This window comes from Chamaesiphon sp. VAR_48_metabat_403 (genome assembly GCF_031422475.1).
Lineage (GTDB): Bacteria > Cyanobacteriota > Cyanobacteriia > Cyanobacteriales > Chamaesiphonaceae > Chamaesiphon.
Map to the genome: position 1 here is coordinate 13,952 of NZ_JANPLS010000277.1, position 25,262 is coordinate 39,213.

General features: G+C 45.0%; 27 protein-coding genes and 1 pseudogene. 22 read left to right on the forward strand and 6 right to left on the reverse strand.

The window, feature by feature from the left end:
* Window positions 1–71: 71 nt before the first annotated feature.
* The 9 genes from RMO79_RS12810 to RMO79_RS12850 all read left to right on the forward strand — a co-directional run bounded on the left by RMO79_RS12810 (window position 72) and on the right by RMO79_RS12850 (window position 8,109).
* A complete protein-coding gene (locus RMO79_RS12810) occupies window positions 72–1,442 on the forward strand; it encodes a cytochrome P450 (protein ID WP_310483551.1) in 1,371 nt (456 codons plus the stop codon).
* Between the two features lie 133 nt (window positions 1,443–1,575).
* The gene (locus RMO79_RS12815) at window positions 1,576–1,788 is read left to right on the forward strand and encodes a hypothetical protein (RefSeq protein WP_310483552.1); all 213 of its coding nucleotides are present in this window, start codon (window positions 1,576–1,578) and stop codon (window positions 1,786–1,788) included.
* A gap of 132 nt (window positions 1,789–1,920) precedes the next feature.
* A complete protein-coding gene (locus RMO79_RS12820; RefSeq protein WP_310483553.1) occupies window positions 1,921–2,769 on the forward strand; it encodes a cytochrome P450 in 849 nt (282 codons plus the stop codon).
* 413 nt (window positions 2,770–3,182) lie between these two features.
* The gene (locus RMO79_RS12825; RefSeq protein ID WP_310483554.1) at window positions 3,183–4,037 is read left to right on the forward strand and encodes an alpha/beta hydrolase; all 855 of its coding nucleotides are present in this window, start codon (window positions 3,183–3,185) and stop codon (window positions 4,035–4,037) included.
* A gap of 5 nt (window positions 4,038–4,042) precedes the next feature.
* Window positions 4,043–5,149, forward strand: a complete 1,107-nt coding sequence (locus RMO79_RS12830; RefSeq protein ID WP_310483555.1) for a hypothetical protein — start codon at window positions 4,043–4,045, stop codon at window positions 5,147–5,149.
* A 96-nt stretch (window positions 5,150–5,245) separates the two neighbouring features.
* Window positions 5,246–5,899 (forward strand): alpha/beta hydrolase, encoded by a 654-nt coding sequence (locus RMO79_RS12835; RefSeq protein WP_310483556.1) that lies wholly within the window; start codon window positions 5,246–5,248, stop codon window positions 5,897–5,899.
* Window positions 5,900–5,911: 12 nt separating this feature from the next.
* Window positions 5,912–6,145, forward strand: a complete 234-nt coding sequence (locus RMO79_RS12840; protein WP_310483557.1) for a hypothetical protein — start codon at window positions 5,912–5,914, stop codon at window positions 6,143–6,145.
* A 15-nt stretch (window positions 6,146–6,160) separates the two neighbouring features.
* Window positions 6,161–7,507 (forward strand): cytochrome P450, encoded by a 1,347-nt coding sequence (locus RMO79_RS12845; RefSeq protein ID WP_310483558.1) that lies wholly within the window; start codon window positions 6,161–6,163, stop codon window positions 7,505–7,507.
* Entirely contained in the window at window positions 7,507–8,109 is a 603-nt protein-coding gene (locus tag RMO79_RS12850; RefSeq protein WP_310483559.1) for a class I SAM-dependent methyltransferase, read from the forward strand. Before RMO79_RS12845 ends, RMO79_RS12850 begins: the two co-directional genes overlap by 1 nt.
* A gap of 122 nt (window positions 8,110–8,231) precedes the next feature.
* On the opposite strand, the gene RMO79_RS12855 is transcribed toward RMO79_RS12850, so the two are convergent.
* Window positions 8,232–9,686, reverse strand: a complete 1,455-nt coding sequence (locus RMO79_RS12855) for an isochorismatase family protein (protein WP_310483560.1) — start codon at window positions 9,684–9,686, stop codon at window positions 8,232–8,234.
* 71 nt (window positions 9,687–9,757) lie between these two features.
* Between RMO79_RS12855 and nth the strand changes: the two genes are divergently transcribed.
* The 8 genes from nth to RMO79_RS12890 all read left to right on the forward strand — a co-directional run bounded on the left by nth (window position 9,758) and on the right by RMO79_RS12890 (window position 16,453).
* Entirely contained in the window at window positions 9,758–10,441 is a 684-nt protein-coding gene (gene nth, locus RMO79_RS12860) for an endonuclease III (RefSeq protein WP_310483561.1), read from the forward strand.
* Between the two features lie 248 nt (window positions 10,442–10,689).
* Window positions 10,690–12,216 (forward strand): ferredoxin:protochlorophyllide reductase (ATP-dependent) subunit B, encoded by a 1,527-nt coding sequence (gene bchB, locus RMO79_RS12865; RefSeq protein WP_310483562.1) that lies wholly within the window; start codon window positions 10,690–10,692, stop codon window positions 12,214–12,216.
* Window positions 12,217–12,331: 115 nt separating this feature from the next.
* A complete protein-coding gene (locus tag RMO79_RS12870) occupies window positions 12,332–12,898 on the forward strand; it encodes a Uma2 family endonuclease (protein WP_310483563.1) in 567 nt (188 codons plus the stop codon).
* A 43-nt stretch (window positions 12,899–12,941) separates the two neighbouring features.
* On the forward strand, window positions 12,942–13,178 hold the full coding sequence (locus tag RMO79_RS12875) for a hypothetical protein (protein WP_310483564.1): 237 nt from the start codon (window positions 12,942–12,944) through the stop codon (window positions 13,176–13,178).
* Entirely contained in the window at window positions 13,178–14,944 is a 1,767-nt protein-coding gene (gene menD / locus RMO79_RS12880; protein ID WP_310483565.1) for a 2-succinyl-5-enolpyruvyl-6-hydroxy-3-cyclohexene-1-carboxylic-acid synthase, read from the forward strand. Before RMO79_RS12875 ends, menD begins: the two co-directional genes overlap by 1 nt.
* 72 nt (window positions 14,945–15,016) lie before the next feature.
* Entirely contained in the window at window positions 15,017–16,006 is a 990-nt protein-coding gene (gene moaA, locus RMO79_RS12885; protein WP_310483566.1) for a GTP 3',8-cyclase MoaA, read from the forward strand.
* 79 nt (window positions 16,007–16,085) lie between these two features.
* Window positions 16,086–16,262 (forward strand): DUF6888 family protein, encoded by a 177-nt coding sequence (locus RMO79_RS24565; RefSeq protein ID WP_396136585.1) that lies wholly within the window; start codon window positions 16,086–16,088, stop codon window positions 16,260–16,262.
* Window positions 16,259–16,453 (forward strand): DUF6887 family protein, encoded by a 195-nt coding sequence (locus RMO79_RS12890; RefSeq protein ID WP_310483567.1) that lies wholly within the window; start codon window positions 16,259–16,261, stop codon window positions 16,451–16,453. Before RMO79_RS24565 ends, RMO79_RS12890 begins: the two co-directional genes overlap by 4 nt.
* Before the next feature lie 91 nt (window positions 16,454–16,544).
* On the opposite strand, the gene rpsD is transcribed toward RMO79_RS12890, so the two are convergent.
* Both rpsD and RMO79_RS12900 read right to left on the reverse strand, forming a co-directional pair.
* Window positions 16,545–17,153 (reverse strand): 30S ribosomal protein S4, encoded by a 609-nt coding sequence (gene rpsD, locus RMO79_RS12895; RefSeq protein ID WP_295620775.1) that lies wholly within the window; start codon window positions 17,151–17,153, stop codon window positions 16,545–16,547.
* 79 nt (window positions 17,154–17,232) lie between these two features.
* Window positions 17,233–18,303, reverse strand: coding sequence for a serine protease (locus tag RMO79_RS12900; protein ID WP_310483568.1), 1,071 nt, complete (start codon window positions 18,301–18,303; stop codon window positions 17,233–17,235).
* A gap of 59 nt (window positions 18,304–18,362) precedes the next feature.
* On the opposite strand from RMO79_RS12900, the gene RMO79_RS12905 reads away from it, so the two are divergent.
* Entirely contained in the window at window positions 18,363–18,686 is a 324-nt protein-coding gene (locus RMO79_RS12905; protein ID WP_310483569.1) for a 2Fe-2S iron-sulfur cluster-binding protein, read from the forward strand.
* 288 nt (window positions 18,687–18,974) lie between these two features.
* On the opposite strand, the gene RMO79_RS12910 is transcribed toward RMO79_RS12905, so the two are convergent.
* Window positions 18,975–20,189 (reverse strand): alpha/beta hydrolase, encoded by a 1,215-nt coding sequence (locus RMO79_RS12910; RefSeq protein WP_310483570.1) that lies wholly within the window; start codon window positions 20,187–20,189, stop codon window positions 18,975–18,977.
* Between the two features lie 76 nt (window positions 20,190–20,265).
* Here RMO79_RS12910 and RMO79_RS12915 point away from each other — a divergent pair, with 76 nt between their 5' ends.
* A complete protein-coding gene (locus tag RMO79_RS12915) occupies window positions 20,266–20,898 on the forward strand; it encodes a GNAT family protein (RefSeq protein ID WP_310483571.1) in 633 nt (210 codons plus the stop codon).
* A gap of 219 nt (window positions 20,899–21,117) precedes the next feature.
* Here RMO79_RS12915 and trmFO read toward each other — a convergent pair whose 3' ends face one another.
* Together trmFO and RMO79_RS12925 are read right to left on the reverse strand one after the other, a co-directional pair.
* The gene (gene trmFO / locus RMO79_RS12920; protein ID WP_310483572.1) at window positions 21,118–22,476 is read right to left on the reverse strand and encodes an FADH(2)-oxidizing methylenetetrahydrofolate--tRNA-(uracil(54)-C(5))-methyltransferase TrmFO; all 1,359 of its coding nucleotides are present in this window, start codon (window positions 22,474–22,476) and stop codon (window positions 21,118–21,120) included.
* A 127-nt stretch (window positions 22,477–22,603) separates the two neighbouring features.
* Window positions 22,604–23,197 carry a hypothetical protein gene (locus tag RMO79_RS12925; protein WP_310483573.1) on the reverse strand — a complete coding sequence of 198 codons (594 nt, stop codon included), beginning with the start codon at window positions 23,195–23,197 and terminating at the stop codon, window positions 22,604–22,606.
* A 244-nt stretch (window positions 23,198–23,441) separates the two neighbouring features.
* Here RMO79_RS12925 and RMO79_RS12930 point away from each other — a divergent pair, with 244 nt between their 5' ends.
* From RMO79_RS12930 to RMO79_RS12940, 3 genes and pseudogenes are all read left to right on the forward strand, one after another.
* The gene (locus tag RMO79_RS12930) at window positions 23,442–24,137 is read left to right on the forward strand and encodes a phosphodiester glycosidase family protein (protein ID WP_310483574.1); all 696 of its coding nucleotides are present in this window, start codon (window positions 23,442–23,444) and stop codon (window positions 24,135–24,137) included.
* Between the two features lie 107 nt (window positions 24,138–24,244).
* Window positions 24,245–24,922 (forward strand): zinc metallopeptidase, encoded by a 678-nt coding sequence (locus tag RMO79_RS12935; protein WP_310483575.1) that lies wholly within the window; start codon window positions 24,245–24,247, stop codon window positions 24,920–24,922.
* Window positions 24,923–25,017: 95 nt separating this feature from the next.
* A pseudogene (locus RMO79_RS12940) lies at window positions 25,018–25,262 on the forward strand (cobalamin biosynthesis bifunctional protein CbiET); the annotation flags it as partial.

A 25,262-nucleotide genomic window follows, 5' to 3' on the forward strand; every position in this document is an offset into this window, starting at 1 on the left:
TTTTGTCGCTTGACAAAGATGAGGACTTGCTCATAAACTAATTATGTCACAATTTGGAATAAATTGTTGTTATGGCTGAAAAACTCAAACCCGCTGACATGATGCCTGGTAGCTTTGGATTGCCGTTCATCGGACAAACGATCGGCATCCTCGCCAAACAAGAGCTATTTTATTGGCAGCAGTACCAACAGTACGGCAATATTTTCAAAATATCACTACCAGAAGCAATGGGCTATGGTAAATGTGCTTGTCTGATTGGGCCAGAGGCTAATCAATTGGTGTTGAAAGATGCCGCTGACAAGTTATCATCGCGATTGGGGAATCGATCGCTCGAACCGATCTTGAGTAAAGATTTGGTATTGCTACAAGATGGAGCCGAGCATCGCGCCAGTCGCAAGCTAATTTTGCCGATGTTTCACCACCAGGCGATCGCCTCTTACTTTGACACGATTCAGTCAGTTGTCACCGAAACCGTGGCAAGCTGGGGCGAACAGGGCACGATTAACCTGGAAAAAGAGATGCGGAAACTAACGCTGGCGATCGCCATCAGGACTTTCTTGGGTAGCAGCAAGACGGAGGAGATCGATCGAGTATCACAGTGGTATGTCACCTTATTAGGCAGTCTGAATGGGATGGTGAAGTGGGATAGTCCGCTCACTTTTTACGGGCGCGGACAAGCGGCGCGGCGCAATATTGCTGAATATATTCGGCAGATTATTAAAGATCGAATCGAGCTAGGCGATTTAGAGAAATCCAAAGATGTTATCGGTTTCTTGATGAGTGTCGTCGATGAAGATGGGAATAAATTTACTGAAGCCCAAATCATCAATCAAGCGATCGGATTTCTATTTGCCGCCCATGAAACCACATCTAGCCTGATGAGTTGGTTGATGTTTGAACTGGGCAATCGTCCCGAATGGCGGCAGAAATTACGCGCCGAACTGCAACAAGTGGCGCGTAACGAACCGCTAAAACTGCAACAGCTCCGCCAACTTCCTCAGATGAGTAATGTCCTCAAAGAAGGCGAACGACTCTATCCACCTGCGGGGATGAGTCGCGCTGTTGTTGAAGATATCGAATATGCGGGATACATCATTCCCGCTGGCTGGTATGTTTTGATTTTTCCCCACATGACTCATCGAATGCCCGAAATTTATAAAGATCCCGATGCCTTCGATCCTGACAGATTTGCGCCCCCGCGCGAGGAAGATAAGAAATATCCGTACTCTCTAATCGGTTTTGGTGGCGGTGCCCATAGTTGCATCGGTGTAGAATTTGCCAATATGGAGATGAAGATAATTCTCTCGACATTGCTGCAAAAGTATGATTGGACTGTGACACCTAGCATCGATGAAATTGCACCAGTCCGCAAGCCATTTAGTACACAGAAAAAGTTAATAGCAACATTTGTCAAAATCCCCTCCTCGGAGGGGATTTTTTGACTAATCGATCGCCATCACAATTCAACCAAAAATTATGTCTGACAACTATCTCGATCGCCGTATTGCAGAGATTCGACAGGAGTTCGATATTCAGATTGTTTAAAATAACATCATCCTGTTTAATACTACCAATATGACCGATCGACTCAAATCTGCTGAAATGATGCCGGGTAGTTTTGGATTGCCGATATTTGGTGAAATCATCAACATCATTAGCAAGCAAGAACTATTTTATTGGCAGCAACACCAGCAGCATGGCAACGTGTTTAAAACAGCCGCATTAGGCTTTGGGAAAGCTGCGTGTCCAGTCGGCCCAGAAGCCAGGGCAAACGCACACGTTTCTTAATATTGCAATAAGCACCTATTTTGAGTCTATTGTTGCAAATTTTTGCATTAACATAGGCTTATTGCAAAGTATATATACTCATCTTAGAGTGGCAAGCATTCTAGTGACCCTAGATATGGTGCGTTAAGATTCATGTGCGTTTGCCCTGGCCCAGAAGCCAACCGCCTGGTTTTAAAAGAGCAAGCCGACAGGTTATCATCGCGATTAGGCAATCAATATCTCGCCCCGATCGTCAGTACCGATGCCGTGCTACTCCAAGATGGCGAACAGCATCGCACCAGTCGGAAGATGATTTTACCAGTATTTCATCAACAGGCGATCGCTTCTTACTTCGACACCGTGCAGTCGGTGGTGACGGCTGCTGTAGCTGATTGGGGCGAACGTGGCACGATCTATCTCGATGCCGAACTCCGCAAGCTGACGCTGGCTGTCGTAGTGAAGACTTTTTTAGGCAGCGAAAAAACGGCAGAGATCCGGCAAGTGAGTGAGTGGTTTACGACTTTAACCGGAGGTTTGTATGGACTCTTCAAGTGGGATAGACCCCTCACCATTCATGGTAGAGGACAAGCTGCCCGTCGCAAAATTGTCAAATATATTCGGCAGGTAATCAGAGAACGAATCGATCGCAGTGACGATCCGGCGAATGCGCTGGATGTCTTGGAGCTATTGATGAATACCGTCGATGAGGATGGGAATAAGTTCACCGAAACTCAGATTGTCAACCAAGCGATCCTGTTTTTGTTTGCCGGACATGAAACCACATCTAGCCTGATGGATTGGGTGTTATTTGAGTTGGGAAATAGTCCCGAATGGCGGCAAAAACTCCGCGACGAACACCAGCAAGTAGTTGGAAACGAACCGATTGCCATGAGCCAGATTCGCCAACTTCCGCAGATGAGTAATGTCCTAAAAGAAGGCGAACGTCTCTATCCACCACTGTTGCAAAAATATGACTGGACGGTAACACCAACCACCGCCTAAATTTCACCAGTGCGTCAGCCATTTATGACCCAGAAAAAGTTAACAGCAACATTCGTCAAAATCCCCTCCCAGGAGCGAAAAGTGCAGTCTTGGGGTTCCCCTGTCTTGTCTCGCCTTTTTTGACGGGGAACCCGTCCAAAGGCGAGCCGCAAGTGAAGCACCTTTTCAAGAGAGGGGTGCCCGTAGGGCTACTGGTCGGGTCACCCGCCCAGTGGGGTGGGTAGATCTCCGCAACTCACTAGTATCCGGTCGATCGGGTTCCTTCGATCGATCGAGGTGAGCTAGAGCATTCGGAATTAGATGTTTCTAGCGAAGATGGCGACCCACCCCGCCCGTTGGGCACCCCTCCAAGGAGGGGATTTTGGGGAAGTGGGCTTATTAAAATTAAATCTAGAGAGATCGACAAAAACACAATGAGAACCACTAATTTTATTACTCTACCCGATGGGCGAAGGATGTCTTATGCCGAATTTGGCAATCCAGACGGTTATCCTGTTATCCATTTTCATGGTGGCGGAGGTTCGCGATTAGAGCCATTGCTGCTAGGCGATGAATTAATTAGCCAATTTGGTATCCGTCTAATTGCACCAGATCGTCCAGGCTTCGGTCAATCTGATTTCCAGCCCAATCGTGGCTTTTCTGACTATCCAAAAGATGTCATTTTTCTGGCTGACACTTTAGGGATAGATAAATTTTCAGTTCTGGGTATTTCTAACGGGGGTGGCTATGTCTCTGCTTGTGCTGCCAAATTGAATAATGCCGCGATCGTTTCGGGTATGTGGTATGTGGATTCTTTCGCAGGTCTACCAATGCTCACTCGTTGTTTTTATGCTCTAGCAAAAATATTTCCGCTGCTTTATCGAATCGCTCTCAAGCTCTCGTTACCATTTGTTCAAGGCGATCCAGCAAAAGTACTAGCAGCTCTCAAGAAACAGGCTCCAGCAGCAGACTATGCCGTATTGAAGGCACAAAATCGGATTGGGGCTTTTTGTAAATCTACGATCGAAGCTATGAGTCAGGATGCAAAAGGACCCGCTTGGGATTTCCAATTATATCTACGCCCGTGGAATTTTAGGATAGAAGAGATTCAGATTCCTTTGAAGTTCTTTCATGGCGAACAAGACAAGACTGTAACAATCGCACTTGCCAAGCGTTATATCGATCGATTGCCTACTGCTCAACTCTTCACATATCCTAATGAAGGTCATATATCTGTAGTTGTGAGTCAGTTTGAGACAATCGTTAAAGCATTAAAAGAGAGTAATTAATTGCGATGTGGATTATTTTAATTTTTATCTTTTTAGGTGCGGTCGCCATCTTTGCATTACCTTATGTGCTAATTGCTCGAACTGAATTACCACAACCGTCGGGTAAATGGCAAGTTGGCACTCAGGATATCACTTGGGATACACCCAATCGATCTCAGACTGACCTCATTGCTAAAGTATGGTATCCAACTAACGATCGATCTGGTGAAAGTAGCCGTTATATCGATCGACTCGGACGAGTTTTTGCTGATGGAACTGCAATAAATTTATCGTTCAAGATAATTTTTTGGCTGCTCCGGCGCGTTACTACTAGTCCAGCGTCGATCGATGCTGTGCCGATCGATCGTCCAGATGGCTTGCCGATTATCTTGTTCTCGCCTGGGTTCGGGGGAATTAACTATCTGGGCACTTTTTATGCCCTAGAATTTGCTAGTCATGGGTTCATTGTTATCGGCATCAACCATCCTCAGTTTAATGTCGGGACAGTGTGTGCTGATGGTTCGCAACTGAAATTTGAAAATTTCGATCCGGCAATCTTTAACGAACCTGCTAAACTCGAACAATATATCGGCAAGGTCACGCAGTCACAAGCACAAAATATATCAGCGATTATTGATAAAGCGATCCAGCTAGATTCGCTGCCTGATTCGTTATTTTATCGGAGGGTTAATCCTAGCAGAATATTTGCGGCTGGGCATTCGATTGGAGGTGCGGCTAGTTTTGTTGCCTGTGGACAAGATCGACGAATCTCGAAAGCCGTAGATCTTGATGGTGCTTTTGTCGATCTAGACATTGAAAATGCAAACTATATAGGAAAGAAACTATTATCTATTAATGCCGATCGAGAGCAATATAAACCTAAAGATAAAAAAAGCCTGCGTCAATATGATGCGATAATAACGATCGATAAATTGTGGATGGACAAATTAGACAATAAAGCCAATCTCCAGAAACAGATAATTGAATCGACCACTCATTACAGCTTCACCGATTTATCGATATTGATTAACCCAGCGATCGGTCGAAAAATTGGCTTACTAGGTCGATCGGATGGGTTGAGTATTTTGTCTAGGACATCAAAAACAATAATAGATTTTTTCAATGCAGACTAAAAACATTTTAAAATTATCGAGATATTCTCAATCGCAATATTTCAGAGATTCGACAATGGTTTATTATTCAAATAGTTGAAAATTAACATAATATTTATGCGAAATAAATCTTTCAACGCTATTTGTCAAAACGCACCTCGTCATCAAGTTAATGAACTGTTTGAGTTTCGATCGACACATCCAGTTCAACGGAGATCGATCGATGGTGTGGAGTGGAACTATATTCTCAGCGGCACAGGATCGGAAACAATTCTGATAATGGGTGGCCCACTTAGCACGCCAGAAATGCCTTATCGATCGATCTTGAATTTGGAAAAAGACTATCGTGTGCTATCACTTTCCTATTCTGTATTCGATCGAATCGATAATTTTATCGATGGATTAGCCAAGCTGCTCGATATAGAAGGCATTGGGCGATTTCATCTGAGAGGAACATCTCTAGGGGCGGGGATTTGTCATGTGCTAATTCGTCGTCACTCTATTGGTGAAATATATCCGCTCAAAGATAAAGTTGATAAACTGATATTAAGCACTTTTGGGCTATATAGCAGCAAAAAAATATCACAAATCAAAATATTAATCGGGTTGTTTCAATTACTACCTTATTGGATGACTAGCAAGTATATTAATTTTATTATGTCCGTTTCATTGAAAGGGACTGATAAATCTGATGCTTTATTTAGCATTGCTCATAATCGAGACATTATCGATCGTCAAAATAACAAGCAAACATTAATAGGCCACTATTAGATGGTCGTAGACATGTTTGAAAATCCAAACTATAATCTGGACGAAGAGATCGAAAGTTCTGCTGTTTTAATTATTGAGACTCAGGATAAGAAAAGTCTCGATCTCAGCGAGCAAGATGCCTTTAGACAAACATATCCCAACGCTCATATTCATTTTTTCAAGAGTGGCGGACATCTCCGTGAAATAACGCACCAAGACGAATATCCTGAAATTGTTCGTGAATTTCTTACTCGATCGACTAAATAATCGGCTAATTTATGTATGAATAACAAACTCAAGTCTGCCGAAATGATGCCTGGTAGCTATGGATTGCCAATTATCGGCGAACTCATTAGTTTTCTCACCAAGCGAGAAGAATTTTATTGGCAAAAACATCAAGCCAATGGCAACATTTTCAAATCATCATCGCTCATCTTTGGCAAAACAGCTTGTCTAGTGGGGCCAGAGGCAAATCGACTGGTATTCAAAGATGCAGCCGACAAGCTATCATCGCGGTTGGGCAATAAATTATTAGAACCGATCTCAGCGGATAGCGTATTACTAAAAGATGGCGAAGCGCATCGCACGAATCGGAAGCTGATTTTGCCTGTATTTCATCAACAGGCAATCGCGTCTTATTTCGATACGATTCAGTCAGTTGTCACCGAGGCGATGGCGGATTGGGGCGAACGTGGCACGATCGATCTCAGCGCGGAACTCCACAAACTGACGCTGACTGTCGTGGTAAAGATTTTCTTAGGTAGCGAAAGTACCGCAGAAGTCGAGAAAGTGAGCGAGTGGTTCAATACTTTAGTAGATAGTGTCCCTGGGGTCATCCGCTGGGATAGTCCTCTCACGCTCTACGGACGCGGACAATCCGCCCGCCGCAAGATTGCTGACTATATTCTTCAAGTTATCGCCGAACGAGCCGCACGGGGCGATTTAGACAGGTCTACAGATGTACTCAGTTTGCTAGTCAATACGATCGATGAAGATGGTAATAAATTTAGCGAAACGCAGGTAATCGACCAAGTGATGGCGTTTCTGTTTGCCGGACACGATACCACATCGACGCTGATGAGTTGGTTGTTATTTGAACTAGGTAATAGTCCCGCATGGCGACAAAGATTGCGCGACGAACAGCAGCAAGTGATGGGCAACGAGCCAATTTCGATGTCTCATCTGCGGCAATTGCCCGATATGACGAATGTTATCAAAGAAGGCGAACGCCTGTATCCACCAGCATTTCTCATCGCTCGCGTGGCGTTAGCAGATATCGAATATGGTGGTTATTTAATTCCCGCTGGTTGGTTTATCTTTATCTCCCCGATGTTGACTCATCGCTTGCCAGAAATTTATCAAAATCCCGATGCCTTCGATCCCGACAGGTTCGCACCGCCGCGAGAGGAAGATAAAAAACAACCTTATTCCTTAATCGGGTTTGGTGGTGGCGCACATATCTGCATCGGCGTGGAACTCGCCCAAATGGAGATGAAGATAATTCTCTCGACACTACTGCAAAAGTACGATTGGACTGTGACACCAACAACCGCCGAAATTGCCCCCGTACGCCGCCCATTTCTGATGCAGAAGCAATTAAAAGCACATATAAATCGAGTTGAGGTTTAATGAGTAAACCATTACCACAAAGTCCGTCAGGTTTTACGGGTAAACTGTTTGGAAAATTGATGGAATGGACGAATGCTGCTGCTTATCAAAAAGTACTTCAAGCATTAGCTCCATCTAATAACGAACGCTTTCTCGAAATTGGTTTCGGGACTGGTCGTTTCTGTGAAATGCTCCTATCCGCAACCACAGGCACTTTTGTCGCAGGTATAGATCCGACTGAAACAATGGTAGAAACCGCGTTAAATCGGCTTATTAAAAAGGGATCGAGCGATAGAATCGATATTCGCCAAGGCACTGATGATTCGTTACCTTGGGATGACGATCGATTTGATGGAATAATTGCCATTCATTGTTTTCAGTTTTGGCAAGATCCAGATTTATCGATCGCAGAAATTAGCCGAGTCCTTCGTCCTCAAGGACGCATCATTATCGCTTTTCGCGACCATTCTACAAATGCACCCGATTGGCTGCCAAATCCGATAAGTCGTTCTGGGCGAGAAGTAGAAAATACAATAAGTTTGTTAGAAAAACATGGATATAAAACCACAGAATATCCAGCCGCAGGAAGTTCGCGGATTCTTCGAGCCGTTCTCATAGTCTAAGCAATACGGTTCGGATAAGCTCCCTACAACCTCTATTCTCAGTCCATATACCTCAGTTTCTCATCAATTGAACATGGTAATTTTGGTCTAACCGAACCGTATTGTATCCACTATTCACTAATTCAACGATCGACAAATCCCTGAAAGTCTAAAATATCGAATCCTGGCTGATACGCATTAGCATCGAAATTGTCATTAATATTTTCTTCGCGAAAGAGCATTAACATCCGCTCTGCTTCTGCTGTTTCCTTGGCTAGTCTTGCTTCAGGATCGAGCGAATTTATCCACTCGACTCTAGCATTTGCCTCCGCTCTGGTTTTGCTGGGCGCACCGATGCCCCAGACGGCTCCATTCGTGCGATCGTAGTAGGTGCCAATGTACCGCAGCGTCAACGAAATCCGAGGCGCATCTGTGCCGTCGCTGCCCAGTTGTTTGATGCCGTGATAGAACTTTTGGTTGCTCTCTAAGTTCAACATAAACAACGAACCATGCGGCAATGGCAGTTTTTGAGGTACCGTACCTTTAGCGGTTTTCGATCGAAATAACATCGATCTTGTCGCGCCTAGCGAGACATTGACAATAAACGAAGGACGCATCACATCCAGAGTTTTATCTGCATGTTCGCCGATAAAATCGCGCCCGTTACGGTAGAGTTGAATCAAACAATGATTCAATGGATGACCGATGCGGCGTTCGACTTCTTGCCGAATCGCATCAATGGTTGATGTCCAGTGGGTTAAAGGGGGCTGCTCGTCGGCTGGATGGCGGTATAATGGTTCTGCGATCCCATCGGGTGCTTTCGTGCCTTGGAGGGCAATTAAACGGGGTACTGCGCTGCCACGATGAATCATGTGATGCCAAACAACTTCGTCGTGCAACTTCGCGAATGTATGCTCGTCGATGCAAGCGGAGAGCGCAGCACAATGTAAACTGCTATTTCCAGCAATATTCGTCAGTCGCACTGGATTGCTGTCTGAGAGCAGTTCGCCCCAATTTCTAATCGTAGCTCCAAGTTGTTCGAGTTCTCTAATTGCCAGTAGATGTTTACCTGGTGTGCTAGCCGAAGTTGCTTCTGCTAAAATCTCTACCTGATAGCCCAAGCGCAGAGCCGATTTGGCTGTGTGCAACACGCTCGTATTTGTCTTCACGCCACAAATAGACAGTTTGGTAATTTGCTTTGCTTGCAACCATTGATGCAAATCTGTCCGATTCTCATTCTGAGAGGCTACGCCAACGAAAGCATCGTACCAGTGTTTGACGATCGAGATTTCATCACTCGTTTTCTGGGTGAAGGCACTTTGCAATGCGGGGACAATTTCGCTACCCCAAGTATCTTTGACGCAGCAAGGTTTCCCTGTATAGGTTTTGTCATGGAGTTCGTCGGGCGTTCCCGTTACTTCACCATAATTGGAAGTAATCCAAGCAACATTTCGATGTTGTTGTTTGGCGGATTGCACCAACCACTCGACAGCCTCACAAAGTTGTTGGGGTTCGATATGCCACTTACTAAAAGCACCGCCCTCTGTTAAGAAGTCGTTCTGAAGATCGACGAGCAGAAGAGCGGAGAGAGATTTCATTGGCGTTGCGGGATCGATATTATATTATAAAATAGAAGTCCAACAAATCGCTACCCAGTTGAAAATACGAAATGACTATCGATCGCAAGTGGACATCTAAAAAGAAACGAGCATTAGAAGTTCTACTTAGATTAAAACAACTGTATCCAGATGCCACTTGTAGTTTAGATTATACAACTCCCGTTCAATTATTAGTTGCTACGATTCTTTCGGCACAGTGTACCGACGAGCGGGTAAATAAAGTTACTCCAGCACTATTCGCTAAATTTCCAGATGCGCGATCGATAGCACATGCCGATATTATTGAGATCGAACAATTAGTACGATCGACAGGATTTTATCATAATAAAGCTAAGAACATTCAAGGTGCTTGTCGCAAGATAGTTGAGGAATTTGATAGTGAAGTGCCACAATTAATGGAACAGTTATTGACATTACCAGGAGTGGCTAGAAAGACAGCTAATGTGGTTTCGGCTCATGCTTTTGGTAATATTCAAGGTGTAACTGTTGATACTCATGTCAAACGGTTAACTAATTTAATTGGCTTGACGATACATCAAGATCCGATTAAAATCGAGCAAGATTTGATGAAGTTAATTCCCAAGGTAGATTGGGAGAATTTTTCGATTATGACTATCTATCATGGTAGGGCTATTTGTAATGCGCGAAAACCAAATTGTCTCGATTGTGAGTTAGCCGAATTATGCCCATCGGCAAATCAGCCGCCTAGAACTAAAGCTAGCACTCGTAAATAACTGGGCAGGGCAGATCCTCGACTTCTCAAACTCGACTTTAGCCATTAATCGATAATTATTACAAATAATTCGACGATCTAGCCAAGCTCTTAGAGAGAATATGCTGTAACTGGATTGACTTATAGCTATTTTGTTATTGTTGCTAGATATTAAGTTAAATTTTTACAGAGGTCGCGTCCGAACGCCGATATGTTTGCGACAATCTAAACAGAATCGAACGGCAGACTGGGACTCAGGGATAAATATATATGAAATTAGCTTATTGGATGTACGCCGCTCCCGCTCACATCGGGACTTTGCGGGTGGCGACTTCGTTTAAAAATGTTCATGCGATCATGCACGCGCCGATCGGCGATGATTATTTTAACGTCATGCGATCGATGCTATCGCGGGAACGGGACTTTACGCCAGTGACTACCAGCGTAGTCGATCGGCATGTCCTCTCGCGCGGTTCTCAGGAAAAGGTGGTCGATAATATCACCCGCAAGGATGCTGAGGAGCATCCAGATCTGATCGTACTCACGCCGACTTGTACGTCGAGCATCCTCCAAGAAGATCTCGCCAATTTCGTGCAACGTGCATCGATGGAAGCTAAAGCTGATGTCTTACTCGCTGATGTCAATCACTATCGCTTCAACGAGATGCAGGCTGCCGATCGCACTCTACAGCAGATCGTCCAGTTTTACATCGAGAAGGGACGCAAGAAGGGCGATTTAGTCACCGAGAAGACGGCGAAACCTTCGGTAAATATCATCGGGATTTCGACTCTGGCTTTTCACAATAATCACGACTGTACCGAACTCAAGAAGTTGATGGGCGAGTTGGGAATTACCATCAATGCAGTTATTCCCGAAGGCGCGACAGTTAGCGAACTCAAAAGTCTGCCCCAAGCCTGGTTTAACCTGGCTCCTTACCGCGAATTAGGGCCGATGACGACAGATTACCTCGCGGCTGAGTTTGGGATGCCCTGCGTCGATATTACCCCGATGGGAGTGGTTGAAACCGCACGGTGCATTCGCAAGATTCAAACCATTCTGAATGCGGGTGGTGCGGATGTTAATTATGAAGACTTTATCAACGAGCAAACTATCCACGTTTCCCAAGCAGCTTGGTTCTCACGATCGATCGATTGTCAGAATTTAACAGGTAAAAAAGCGGTAGTGTATGGTGATGCTACTCATGCCGCCGCAATTACCAAAATTCTCACCCGCGAGATGGGGATTCATGTCGTCTGGGCGGGGACTTTCTGCAAACCTGATGAAGAATGGTTCCGCAAGGAAGTTGAAGGATATTGCGATGAAGTTATTATCTCAGACGATCATGGCTTAATTGGCGATCGGATCGCTCAAAGTGAGCCTTCAGCAATTTTTGGGACCCAAATGGAACGCCATGTCGGTAAACGTTTGAATATTCCCACGGGCGTAATTTCGGCACCAATTCACGTTCAGAATTTCCCGATCGGTTATAAGCCATTTTTGGGTTATGAAGGCACGAATCAAGTTGTGGATTTAATCTACAATTCGTTTACATTGGGCATGGAAGATCACTTACTCGAAATCTTCGGCGGACACGATACTAAAGAAGTAATTACTAAAGGTATCTCTGCTGATTCCGATTTGGGTTGGAATAAAGAAGCACAAGCCGAACTGAATAAAGTTCCTGGTTTCGTGCGCGGTAAAGTCAAACGCAATACCGAAAAATTCGCACGCGATCGGGGTCAGGATATCATTACATTAGAAGTAATGTATGCAGCTAAGGAAGCTGTCGGTGCATAGCTCTCTATAGCAGAAACCCGATTTCTTGTTGAAGAAGTCGGGATTTCTATCTATATTATAAGAGCGAGCCAAGGTCGTAAAAAAAATGCCCGTCGGTTAGGAGAATGCTGAGATTATGATTGCAGCAAAAGAACGATTACCAAGATTTACTCCTGAAGAATATTTCGCATGGGACGAACAGCAGCAAGAAAAGCATGAGTACTTCGATGGTGAAGTCTACGCAATGAGTGGCGGTACTTTGAATCATAGTAGGATTGCAGTAAATGTGACTACGATGCTGGACAATCATTTAGCTGACGGGGGCTGCCAAGTCCTCAATTCTGATGCCAGAATCAAAATTCAAAGATCTGAAAAATACGTATATCCCGATGTCAGTGTAACCTGTGATGACCGAGATCGAGATACCGCTCAATACATCACTCATCCATGTTTGATAGTGGAAGTGCTATCGCCTAGTACGGAAGCTTATGACAGAGGCAAGAAATTTAAACTTTACCGCCAATCTCCTAGCTTAATCGATTACGTTTTGATTAATGCTGATGAAATCGAGATCGATGTGTTTCGTAAAAACGATCGCGGTAGATGGGAGGAGATAAGTTATGTTACTGGCGATCTGGTTGAGCTAGAGAGTATTAATTTGACTTTTCAGATCGATCGAGTATATCGAGGAATTAAATTTTAATTGGAGTGTTAAAATCTAATAGCAGATACGGCATTAACGATCGATGAATGAGGATATCTATAGTTTACATCTTAATGCTGGTAAGGCGATCGGTAAAGACAAAACCTGCGGTAGCAAGATAGATTACCAAACCGAATTAACAGCAAGCGAAGCTGCCGAGCGAATGAATTCTAAACCAAATACCAGAAATATCTTAGAGGCTTATCCCTGTGCTTTTTGTCAGGGCTGGCATATAGGTAGAGCGATGACTAAAGAGGAGTTAGAGAGTTATATCGAGTAATGAATCAACTTTGGGGATATTTAATTGTTGAAGAACTAGTTAGAAATGGGATCGATTATTTTGTTATTTCACCAGGTTCTCGATCGACACCATTGACTGTAGCGGTAGCTCAAAACGCGCAAGCAAAAAAGATTATCTGTTTAGACGAAAGAGCTGCGGGATTTCATGCGATCGGGTATGCTCGTGCTACTGGCAATCCAGCGGTATTGATTTGTACATCAGGTACGGCGGCGGCGAATTATTTGCCCGCAGTTATTGAAGCATCGAACGATAATATTCCCCTAATTATTTTATCTAGCGATCGACCGCCAGAACTTCGCCATACGGGGGCAAATCAGACTATTAACCAGGTGAATTTGTATGGCGATTACCCAACCTGGCAATTCGATTTACCATGCCCTACAGCCGAAATAAACCCCAATGTGGTGTTGACGACGATCGATCTGGCTGTATCTAGAGCGCGACAAGCTCCAGGCGGTATCGTACATCTCAATTGCATGTTTCGGGAACCCTTAGCACCTACGGATGCACATGTAGAAATACCTACGAGTTTGGTGAAATGGATCGAAAGTCGATTCTCCGGAGGAGAGGCTCCGCCAACGCCATATACTCGTTATGCTGGTAGATTAACTATTCCGGCTGCTGACGAAATTCAGTCGCTCGTTGAAACGATCGCATCCACCGCGAAGGGTATTCTATTTGTCGGACAGTTAAAATCTCCAGCAGAAACTCAGGCAGTAATAAAATTAGCAGCACGGTTAGATTGGGCGGTATTTGCCGATGTTCGGTCGGGATTGAGATTGCGTCAAGATTTGCCGAATTTAATCCATTACTTCGATCGATTATTACTGACTGATAGTGCTATAGAGTTAGAACAGATCGACACGATCGTCCAAATCGGGACGAGAATTGTCTCATCGCAGTGGTTTAAATGGATCGAGAAACATCCACCGACACATTACATTGCGATCGCGGATAATGGCGAACGTTACGATCCCAGCCATTTAGTCTCGCTCAGAATAGAATCTGACATTACCTATCTGTGCGATCTGTTATGTCAGCAGTTACCCCTCCTCTCCCCGTCAACATGGGTGCAGAAATTACGATCTGCTTCAGATAGAATCGGCGTTACAGCCGCAAAATTTTTAAAAACCTCAAAATTAACCGAACCGCTAGTCGCTCTGACTATTTCCGAACTCATCCCCAGTCAACGTGGCTTATGGGTGTCGAATAGTATGCCGATTCGCGATTTAGATATGTTTGGTGTGGGTGCAATTGCTGAAGATTCCCAGTTATTAAGTCCGCGAGTCGGGGCAAATCGGGGGACGAGTGGGATTGAAGGTGCAATCGCATCGGCGACTGGCTTTGCGGTAGGTTTACAGGCTCCCGTGACGGCAATCGTGGGAGATTTATCGAGCTTACATGACTTAAATTCTTTGGCATTATTGCGGGGAAACTCTCAGCCTGTAATTGTCGTTATTATTAATAATGATGGTGGGGGAATTTTTTCCTTTTTACCGATCGCTAAATCTTCCCAGATCTTCGATACTTATTTTGGGACCCCACATGGTGTGAATTTTTGCCATGCAGCAGCCATGTTTGAGTTAGATTATTATCATCCTCAACATCGGGAGGAGTTAATTCGGGACTACCAACAAGCATTAGCAGCTCGTCGCAGTGCGATAATTGAGCTAACAACCGATCGCGCTGAAAATCTCCAACTCCATCAAGATCTCAATCTAGCTATTCAACAATCTAACATTTAGTCGCGAATCATCCTCATCGGGTCATTACTCTTACTTCTTACTTTCTACCAATCGATCGGGCACAATATAAAGATGAATCAGGTAAATTACTTACGAATTAGCCTCATCGATCGCTGCAACTTTCGGTGTCAGTATTGTATGCCCGAAGGAGCCGAACTAGAATATCTCCATCGCCAGCAACTTTTGACTGATGATGAGTTATTGACTCTAATTCGGGAAGTATTTATTCCAGTCGGTTTCAACTGTTTTCGGTTGACTGGGGGCGAACCGTTATTACGGAAGGGCGTTGTCGATATCGTCCGCTCGATCGCCAGTCTACCAGAGACTCAAGATTTATCGCTGACGACTAATGCCTTTTTGCTGGCGGGAATGGCGGAAGATTTATATCGAGCTGGACTCCGACGGGTGAATATCAGCCTCGATTCGCTCCATGAAGCCACCTTCGATCGCATCGTCGGGACTCATGGCAGATCGCGCTGGCAACAGGTCTGGAATGGAATTTTAGCCGCCGATCGTGCGGGATTTACACCGCTCAAGTTGAATGTGGTGGTGCTACCGGGTGTGAATGATGCTGAGGTATTAGATTTAGCGGCTTTGAGTATTGACAAACAGTGGCATGTCCGCTTTATTGAATTTATGCCGATCGGTAACGATGAGTTATTTAGCGATCGCGGTTGGATATCTTCGGAATCGATTCGCCAACAGATTCGCGATAAGTGGGGTTTAACCGAGGCGCAGGTGCAGGGAAATGGCCCAGCGGATGTATTTACGATCCCTGGCGCGCAGGGGACGCTCGGATTTATCAGTCAAATGTCAGAATGCTTTTGCGACAGGTGCAATCGAATGCGGTTGTCAGCGGATGGTTGGTTGCGTCCGTGTTTGCTCAATGAAACCGGACAATTAGATCTGAAAACTGCGTTACGAAATGGTGTCTCTACTCAGGAATTGCGATCGCAAGTTCGCGATTTACTCGCACTCAAACCCGAAATTAATTACAAAGGTCGAGAATCTGGAAGCGAAACTGGCACCTATCACCGTACTATGTCTCAAATTGGGGGCTAAAAGATCCAATTTATGTTAATACTTTAGTCAGGGTATACTTCTATGGTAAATTAATTTTAATCCTAAGAATTATATATTGATGGGTCAGACAACCGCACAAGCGATAAAATGCTTTGAACTTTGCTGCGAACTTACAGGTAAATACCGATCGATAAACCTAGTATCTATAGACAGCCGCAGTAGCAATGTTGTTATTCTCGCTGGCGAAGAGATTGTAATTGAAATTAGAAGTAATGGAGAGTGGCGGTTTATATGAGCGGAAAACAGAACTTGATGATGATGACTAAAACCGAGTTGAGAAATTATGTACTCCAGCATCGAGACGATGAAGAAGCTTTACAACTCTATCTAGACAAGGTACATACCGATAACCCCAGTTCGCAGATTCATAGCCCAGAAGAGAATGTTGGCGATGCATTAGCTAGATATCTAGAAAACCAAACATGACAACCGCACAAGCTATCGATCCAGACATGCTTGCAATATTAGTACGAGAGAACAGATTTTGGATGCAGCCGCCATCCAAAATCCAGAATCTCTACGCTTGGCGAGAGTAGTACTCTACAACCAGTAGCTCGTTAACTTGGAGAGCTACCCATTCGCGATCGATTAGTCCAGTAACTTTACCAGTTAAATTGGGTTTGTCGAATTCTAAATGGTTGGGAGTGTTGGCTAAACCGGGATATTGGAGATTTGCTTCTACCAATTTCTTAGATGCTTCGCGGTTGCGAACGCCAACTACATCGCCAGCGCGACATTGATAACTAGCAATATCCACAGTACGTCCGTTGACGGTGACGTGTCCGTGGTTTACTAGCTGGCGTGCGCCTGGAATCGTGGGAGCCATTGCAAGCCGGAATACGGTATTGTCTAACCGCATTTCGAGTAATTGTAATAAAACTAATCCGGTAGAACCTGTAGCGCGTCTTGCTTTCCGCACGTAGCGGAGCATTTGCTTCTCGGTTACTCCATAGTTCATCCGCAATTTTTGCTTTTCTTCGAGACGGATTGCGTATTCAGAACGCTTTTTCCGGTTTTGACCGTGTTGACCTGGTGGATACGCACGACGTGGTTCTTTCCGAGTTAGTCCCGGTAAGGAGCCTAAACGACGTGTAATTCTCAGTCTCGGTCCGCGATATCGGGACATAAATTTCCTTAGTGCTTGATACTTAACCCAAAACTCCCATTATTACACAACAGCGTAATTTTGACTAGTACTCGATCGGTTAGGTCTTAGATGTTGGGTTTGAGGGGCGTTCTAATTGACAGGTGGGACGATCGAGATTGAAGATACCACGTCGATCGAAGCAAGCGGGAATGCGATCGACTAATTGCCCGTAATTTTCTTGGGGAAAGGTTTGCACGAAGCCCTGTTTGCCAACTTCACAGGGGCGATTGAGACTGCACTGGGGTTGTTTGGCGGCGTTGTCGTTTACGCCCGTATTAATAATTCCGACTACTTGGCGAGTCTTGAGCGAAATCATCGGCGATCCAGACATGCCACCCACGATGCTACATTGATGTCGGATCGATTGCTGCCAGTTGTAGATATCTTCCTTGACATTGGCTAGTTCTCCGACTCGACAGGTGACTGCGTGGAGGTAGTTACGTTCGTCTTTAACACCTTGAGCGGGAATTCCGACCACAATGAGCGGTTCGCCTAATACTGGCGGTTTGGGGGCAATTTGGAGCGCGTCGATTCCGGCTTTTCTTAATTGTCGTTGGGTGATATTTAATTCGAGGATGGCAATATCGTTATTTTTCATGGTGCCGTAAACCAAACGTTTGACGGGAATTGTCAGCCGATCTGGTTTAAAATCATGAAAGTAATTAACTATAAATTGCGTTTTAGTCGGTCGATCGACTAAAATCTCACGACTGTCGGGCAATTTTCCGGCGTTACCCTGACAATGACCGTTAGTAAGTACGTAAGCGGGAGCGTTGGGATTTCTGCCAGTCGAGATGGCAAACCCCGTACACGTTCCATAATCGACATCGATTAAACCGACTCCATTATATTTACGTCCGGCGGCGGTGGATAACATTTGCCAATTAACACGATCGGAATTGACTTCTCGATCGGGTATTTTTTGCCCGGATCGATCGAAAATTGCCGCTTGGACGATATTAGCTGATAAATAACCACTCGTGCCGATCGCTAGTAACACTCCGATACTGATGTTTTTACCAAATTTTAATAGCGATGCCCGAACCGAGCGGCTGCGCCATCGCAGGCGAGAAGATAAAAGAGCGCGGGGAAGCTGAAACCGAATTTGAGACACGATCGCGAGTACCATAAATTGTTAAAGTGGAGAATATCTGCTCAAATATTTCGACACACTCAGCATAATCATCCATGACGAAAATTTATACGGTTGAGATCCATCATCAAGGAGAAATTCACACGATCGAAGTTCCTGAAGATAAGCAAATTTTACGTGCTGCTGGAGCGGCAGGAATCTATCTACCTACTTCTTGTAACTCAGGAGTTTGCACTACTTGTGCGGCGCAAGTATTAGAGGGAAAAGTCGAACAAGGCGATGGCATGGGTGTGAGTCAAGAGCTACAAGATCGGGGCTACACTCTATTATGTGTCGCTTATCCCCGATCGAATCTGAAGATCGTTACCGAAAAAGAGGATGAGGTTTACGAGCTGCAATTCGGACAACATCAACGATGATTGGCGGTGCTGGAGGAGAGGATGAAAATGTTAGCGATAGGGGCTACTGTAACACCGTATCGGATCTCAAAGATGATTAGCTTCGTTTGGGCACCACCTGGGGATGAATCCCCAGGCTAACAGATTAAGTCCACTGAAGTGGACTGTTAGATTCTTTGTCTTGACGCGCTTAACTTGGAGGGAACCTCCAAAGCGCGCGTCGCTAGTCCACTTCAGTGGACTTTTGCTGCTAGCCCGCACTTTAGTCGCGGGTGGGTAATGAGCGAAGCTAATATTCTTAACCCAGACTCAGTGCTTTAGTAACGCCCAAGCCAAAAAACGCTCGGTATAATAGAGCGCGAGCTGATTGCTTACTCCAGAGAATACCGCATCGAAGGCATGGTCGGCCCAGGGAATTTCGATAAACACGGCGCGATTTCCGTGCGCCCGCAAACTGCGATCGAGATATTTGCCATACTTAGATTGGATAATGTGGTCTTTCCCGCCGTAAATTAATAGCGATGCAGGTAAGCCAGGTTTGACGGTGTTTATCGGTGAAGCTTGGTAATATCGATCGGGAAATTCTGTCGGCGTACCGCCCAGGAAGGCTTGGAGTGTGACTCTAGACTCGATCGGGTCGGGAGTTGGCACATCGTCATATCCAGCGGTAAGATTGACAGGGCCGTAGTAATTTACCAACGCTCGGACGGGAAATGGTGAATGCTCATAAGCGGCTAGCATGGCTAATTGCGCGCCAGCAGATCGACCGATAAATGCGACTCGATCGAGATCGGTTTCATTTTCAGTAGCATGGTTTTGAATAAAAGTCAACGCACACTTCACATCTTCAATTTGAGCTGGAAACTGATAAGCAGGAGCGTGACGATAAGAAATCGCCCAGACAGTATATCCTTGAGCGGCAATATAACGATTGAAAGTGTCATCGCTATCGGGGCTACCGCGTTGCCACGCACCGCCATAAATCGACACGATTGCGGGATATTTACCAATTTGGAGCGGGCGATAGATATTCAGATATAGGGGCACGCCATCGCGATTTACAAAGGGAATCCGGCGATCGATCCGCACTTGAGGGATGAAGATTTCCCCCCAAATATCGCCAATAATCAGCGGCTGCGATCGCATTTTAGCAACAATTTCAGGCGCGATCTCGCCGAGATAATCTCGCCCCAAACTAGCCTCGATCGCTCTTTGGGCTTGCTTTCGAGCGGCAGGGAATTGAATTAAGGGGCTAGCACTCAGTACCACGGCTAAACCGCTAATACAGAGGGCGAGGATAAATAATCGCGGCGATTGGGATATGTTCGATCGCCACCCGATCCAGCCTAAAATGAGGATGATGCTATTAAAAATCAGCAATCCAGGGCTGATTTCTGGCGTGCCAACACTCAAGGGGAGTAGGGAAAAAATCGGCGCAGGGATAATAATCCACAGGCTCAAGCAAAAACCCAATAAGACTAGCAGTCCCCAAATCCAGATACCGATTGTCGCCACTAGTTGCATGGGGAGCATTAATTGTAATTTGGCGGTGCTGAATTAAGGTATAAACAGATATGGAACGGAGTGCAGGGAAATTAAAATGCACTACCGATCGAGAATATTCGTCATTTTAGCCCAAAGCGATCGAGAGATCGGTCTGAACATGGAACCAGTCATCCCTCAAGATTTTACAATTGAGACAGCCAGATGTTTACTCCGATGCCCAACGGCGGACGATCTTCCCCAGATATTTTCAGCTACTCGCGTAGCAGGATTCAATCGGGGAATGCATTGGGAGCCACCAGCAACCATCGAGGAGCTAGAAGAGCCGTTAAAAGAACAGCTCCTCGACTGGGAAATTGGGAAAGCATTTAGCTTTACGATCGCCGATCCGGTTTCAGATTATTTAATTGGTAGAATTGGAATTCGCAAAACCAATCGCGTAGATGTTTGGAATCTGGGATTTTGGACGCATCCAGATCGGCAAGGCTGCGGTTATATGACAGAATCGCTCGCTGCTGTTATCGCCTTTGGTTTCCATCGACTTAGAGCTAACCGAATTGAAGCCAGTTACGCACTTTGGAATAAAGCAAGTCAACGCGTACTCCAAAAAAATGGTATGAAATTTATTCAATATATTCCCCACGCATTTCGGAAACGGGGTCACTGGATCGAAGCTAATAAAGTGGAAATTACCGATCGGGAATGGCTGGCTTTAAGCGGTAAATCTTAATCCAGATCGGCTCTGAATATTTACTGCCGATCGTCTACTCGATCGGCCAATATGTTAAATTAAAAATGCTATTCGATCGCGATCGATTATGACAAATACCTCTATCAAAAAACTTACTAAAGCAGAACTTTGGGCGATTGCACATGCCACAGATTTAGCGATCGTTACCAGTCAGCTATTTGGTTAGATTGAAAGTATTCAATATTTAATTAAGCCTGGTTAAATAACTGCAAATTTTACAGCTAATTGGCTAGCAATAAGCTCATCGATCGCACTTAAAGATCGATCGCGATAAGCTCCGTAGCGTTCTTGCTTATTCTTAATTTTAGTTGGCAACTCTGGGAAAATGCCAAAGTTAGGCGGCATCGGTTGAAAATGTTTTGGTTCGGCAGTACTGATAAAATCAAATAGCGAACCCATCATTGTCACGTTAGGCATGACGATTGGTTCTAAGCCTAATGCTAGTCGGGCGGCGTTAGTTCCTGCTAGCCAGCCACCCGCTGCTGCTGCGGTATAACCTTCGGTACCGATAATTTGTCCGGCGGCTAATAGATCTTTGCGGCTGTGGAACTGGAGCGAGGGCGAGAGTAGTTTGGGTGAGTTGATAAAAGTGTTGCGGTGCATCACTCCCAAGCGGACGAATTCGGCATTTTCTAAGCCCGGAATCATCGAGAAAATTCGCTTTTGTTCGCCCCATTTTAAATTAGTCTGGAAGCCAACCATGTTCCATAATTGTCCGGCTTTATCTTCCTGACGCAATTGAATGACGGCGTAGGGGCGGTGAATTTGATTCTCAGGTGCCTTAAAATCGCCTCGGCGACTGTCAAATAAGCCGACAGGTTTTAAAGGGCCATACCGCATGGTTTCCTCGCCCCGTTGGGCTAATTCTTCGATCGGCAAACAGGCTTCAAAAAATTTAGCAGTTTCGCGATCGAAGTCTTTTAATTCGGCTTGCTCGGCGTTACATAGCTCTTGCTGAAAGTGGAGATATTGCTCCTTATTCATCGGGCAATTGAGGTAAGCCGCCTCGCCCTTATCGTAGCGAGATGCAAAAAAAGCAATGTTTTTATCGATCGAATCGCCGACAATAATCGGGCTTGCGGCATCGAAAAAGTTGAGATAATCCATCCCCGCCAATTTTTGGATATCTTCAGCTAGAGCTGGGGCTGTCAGCGGCCCAGTGGCTAAAACAACGATACCATCGCGGGGTATTTCAGGGACTGTATCGCGGCGAAATTCGACCAGGGGATGGCTTGCTAAGGTTTCGGTTAGATCGTGACTAAACTTACCGCGATCGACTGCTAGCGCGCCACCTGCGGGGACGGCATGAAGATCGGCTTTACCAATAATAATCGAACCCAAGCGGCGTAATTCTTCATGTAATAATCCAGCGGCTCGATCGGCAGATTGGGCACCAAATGAGTTACTACACACCAATTCGGCTAATTCTTCACTGTGGTGCGCGGGACTCAAGGTGTGAGGACGCATCTCATATAGAGTCACGGGTACGCCAGCTTGGGCGATTTGCCAAGCTGCTTCGGTACCTGCTAATCCGCCACCAATCACATGAACGCGCATATCGAGTAAGATTTTGAAGTCTACCTTTCTATTATAAGCCGCTAGGGGGGATGGGGAGAGGGGGGACAGGGGGACTGGGGGACGGGAAGCAAAAGGAGAGGGATGTGGAAAAAATAAGTGGCGATCGTTATTCTACTTTTCGATTTAAGACCGATCGATAATTTGTGATTTCTTGGATGAGTGAATTGATGAAAAATATGACGATTGCGATCGCCACAGTACAGAAAATCCCCCAAATAGTTCCCCACAGTAAACGCTCGACACTCAAATAAGCCACGGCAACTGCTAAGCACAGGAAAGCTAAAGCATAAGCAGAAACTATTCCTAATAGGACGATCGCGATCGTCGTCAATCTTTTTTGCAGATGTAAGCCAGTAAATGTTATTGATAGTAAGCCTGCAATAACAAATGCGATTGCAATTTGCGGATTTTTTCCGCCAATTATGCCACCATAATAAAATCCCAGCCACGCACATGATATTACGGCTGAGATGGCGATTGACAGTCTAGATGTAAAAGTATATTTACTCGCCAATATGCCAATTACTAATGCGATCGTCGCAACTAAAAAACTGATAAACACTGCGACTGTCAAAAACCATCCGGGGTCTTCTGGAGTCCGACCCAAAACGCCAAAGATGATTTGACTGGCTGCATGTAAAGATCCGATCGCCAACATAGCTGTAGCTACTAATGTGCCAAAGAATTTACTTTTTTTCAACGCTCGATCTACCTTTACCGATTCTTTGTAAATAAAATTGTCCAGCTAAATCATTACTTAGATTTATCTTTTCTACATGATGAGACGTAAGCTTTTAGTTACCACGATAACAATCTTATCATTACTACCATTTATCGCCTATGGTAGATTGCATTTTCTTCGGCCGCCGCATACTAATCAGTCACGGTCGCTATTTTCGGGAATTGACTATAGGCGCGAGTCTAGCTGGCAACCTCGTCCGATAATGATGCATGTTGTGACGATCGATCTTCAAACTGCGAAACTGAAATTATTAGTAACTCCAAAAACACCAAATAATTCGCAGACTACTTCCGTTTTCTTAAAAAAATTTAAGATGAAGCTGGCGATTAATGCTAGTTATTTTGCTCCTTTCCACGAACATACACCGTGGGATTATTATCCCCGAACTGGCGATCCTACCGCTCCGATTGGTGAAGCAATTTCTAATGGCGATCGCTATGGTGTACCGCTAAAAGAATGGCCAGTGTTATGTATCCTCCAAGGGAATATTGCCAAGATTATCGATAGTGGTAGTTGCCCAAAGGATACAATAAATGGTGTTGCAGGTCGCGAATTATTGGTGAGTAATGGCAAACCAACAGATAAAAGATTATTAGCCCAGGATGATAAACCTTATCCGCGCGTTGCCGTCGGGACCGATCGTAATGGTACAAAATTATGGCTGATTATTATCGATGGCAAGCAACCGCTTTACAGTGAGGGTGTTACCAAAGTAGAGCTATCTCAAATATTTACTAAATTGGGTGTAGATAAAGCTATCAATTTAGATGGTGGCGGTTCGACAACTCTAGTCGTCGATACTGGCAATGGAGCTACTGTCTTAAATGCACCCATTCATGCCAAACTACCCACGAACGAGCGTCCAGTTGCCAATCACATCGGATTTTACGTGCCATAAAAATCTCGTTTCTCATGTCACCGCCGTACTCTGGTAACACCAGAAATGGTAAAATATAGCCGAAGGAATAGCATCGCCATAAATCAACTAAAATTAGGTGAAAAATTATGTTTTATCTGCTTTTTCTAGTACCTGGAATGTTACTAATGATGTGGGCGCAATTTAGGGTGCAAAGTACCTATAAAAAATATGCTCAAATTGGCTCTAGTATGGGAATGACAGGTGCGGAAGTTGCCGAAAAAATTTTGCAGGAGATGGGCATTAGCAATGTATCGGTAGAACCTGTGGCTGGCGAACTAACCGACCATTACGATCCCAGTGCCAAGGCAGTAAGATTATCTGAAGTGGTATATGGTTCGACATCGTTGGCTGCGGCTGCTGTTGCCGCGCATGAATGTGGGCACGTACTCCAAGATGTTAAAGGCTACAAGCCAATGAATATTCGGGCTGCATTAGTACCAGCAGCTAATTTGGGTTCTAATATCGGGCCGTTATTAATTATGCTAGGCTTTGGCTTTAATGCTGCTGGCGGTATTAGTAGCCTGTTTATTAATATTGGGATTGCGCTGTTTTTAGGGGTGGTGTTGTTCCACGTTGTGACTTTACCCGTAGAATTTGATGCCTCGAATCGGGCATTAAAACTCATTGATGAGTTAGGTATTTTACAAGGTGAGGAAAATAGAGGAGCGAAGAAGGTTTTAGATGCTGCGGCGTTGACTTATGTGGCGACAGCTCTGTATTCATTACTTCAACTCGCACAGCTATTGCTATCCCGCCGGAATTAAATTTCCCAACCTCATAAGTCTATTGGACTTCGTTTTGAGATCTAAATCCCCCAACCCCCTTTTTAAGGGGGCTTTATTATTTTAGGTAATTAAAATTGACGATCGAGAAATGGCTGTCTGTTATTGGCATCGGTGAAGCGGGATTGGTGGAAGTTAGCCAATTAGGGCGCGGATTTATCGATCGAGCAGCGTTGGTAGTCGGTGGTAAACGTCATTTAGCCATGTTAGATGACTCGCCCCAAACCCGGATGGTATGGACATCGCCGATCGAAACCTCAATTGAATCGATCCTCACACATCGCGGTAATCCTGTCTGTGTCTTGGCTAGCGGCGATCCTTT

Coding starts and splice junctions, on each gene's coding strand:
- RMO79_RS12810 (WP_310483551.1), top strand. CDS start 72: ATGGCTGAAAAACTCAAACCCGCTGACATGATGCCTGGTAGCTTTGGA.
- RMO79_RS12815 (WP_310483552.1), top strand. CDS start 1,576: ATGACCGATCGACTCAAATCTGCTGAAATGATGCCGGGTAGTTTTGGA.
- RMO79_RS12820 (WP_310483553.1), top strand. CDS start 1,921: ATGTGCGTTTGCCCTGGCCCAGAAGCCAACCGCCTGGTTTTAAAAGAG.
- RMO79_RS12825 (WP_310483554.1), top strand. CDS start 3,183: ATGAGAACCACTAATTTTATTACTCTACCCGATGGGCGAAGGATGTCT.
- RMO79_RS12830 (WP_310483555.1), top strand. CDS start 4,043: ATGTGGATTATTTTAATTTTTATCTTTTTAGGTGCGGTCGCCATCTTT.
- RMO79_RS12835 (WP_310483556.1), top strand. CDS start 5,246: ATGCGAAATAAATCTTTCAACGCTATTTGTCAAAACGCACCTCGTCAT.
- RMO79_RS12840 (WP_310483557.1), top strand. CDS start 5,912: ATGTTTGAAAATCCAAACTATAATCTGGACGAAGAGATCGAAAGTTCT.
- RMO79_RS12845 (WP_310483558.1), top strand. CDS start 6,161: ATGAATAACAAACTCAAGTCTGCCGAAATGATGCCTGGTAGCTATGGA.
- RMO79_RS12850 (WP_310483559.1), top strand. CDS start 7,507: ATGAGTAAACCATTACCACAAAGTCCGTCAGGTTTTACGGGTAAACTG.
- RMO79_RS12855 (WP_310483560.1), bottom strand. CDS start 9,686: ATGAAATCTCTCTCCGCTCTTCTGCTCGTCGATCTTCAGAACGACTTC.
- nth (WP_310483561.1), top strand. CDS start 9,758: ATGACTATCGATCGCAAGTGGACATCTAAAAAGAAACGAGCATTAGAA.
- bchB (WP_310483562.1), top strand. CDS start 10,690: ATGAAATTAGCTTATTGGATGTACGCCGCTCCCGCTCACATCGGGACT.
- RMO79_RS12870 (WP_310483563.1), top strand. CDS start 12,332: ATGATTGCAGCAAAAGAACGATTACCAAGATTTACTCCTGAAGAATAT.
- RMO79_RS12875 (WP_310483564.1), top strand. CDS start 12,942: ATGAATGAGGATATCTATAGTTTACATCTTAATGCTGGTAAGGCGATC.
- menD (WP_310483565.1), top strand. CDS start 13,178: ATGAATCAACTTTGGGGATATTTAATTGTTGAAGAACTAGTTAGAAAT.
- moaA (WP_310483566.1), top strand. CDS start 15,017: ATGAATCAGGTAAATTACTTACGAATTAGCCTCATCGATCGCTGCAAC.
- RMO79_RS24565 (WP_396136585.1), top strand. CDS start 16,086: ATGGGTCAGACAACCGCACAAGCGATAAAATGCTTTGAACTTTGCTGC.
- RMO79_RS12890 (WP_310483567.1), top strand. CDS start 16,259: ATGAGCGGAAAACAGAACTTGATGATGATGACTAAAACCGAGTTGAGA.
- rpsD (WP_295620775.1), bottom strand. CDS start 17,153: ATGTCCCGATATCGCGGACCGAGACTGAGAATTACACGTCGTTTAGGC.
- RMO79_RS12900 (WP_310483568.1), bottom strand. CDS start 18,303: ATGGTACTCGCGATCGTGTCTCAAATTCGGTTTCAGCTTCCCCGCGCT.
- RMO79_RS12905 (WP_310483569.1), top strand. CDS start 18,363: ATGACGAAAATTTATACGGTTGAGATCCATCATCAAGGAGAAATTCAC.
- RMO79_RS12910 (WP_310483570.1), bottom strand. CDS start 20,189: ATGCAACTAGTGGCGACAATCGGTATCTGGATTTGGGGACTGCTAGTC.
- RMO79_RS12915 (WP_310483571.1), top strand. CDS start 20,266: ATGCACTACCGATCGAGAATATTCGTCATTTTAGCCCAAAGCGATCGA.
- trmFO (WP_310483572.1), bottom strand. CDS start 22,476: ATGCGCGTTCATGTGATTGGTGGCGGATTAGCAGGTACCGAAGCAGCT.
- RMO79_RS12930 (WP_310483574.1), top strand. CDS start 23,442: ATGATGCATGTTGTGACGATCGATCTTCAAACTGCGAAACTGAAATTA.
- RMO79_RS12935 (WP_310483575.1), top strand. CDS start 24,245: ATGTTTTATCTGCTTTTTCTAGTACCTGGAATGTTACTAATGATGTGG.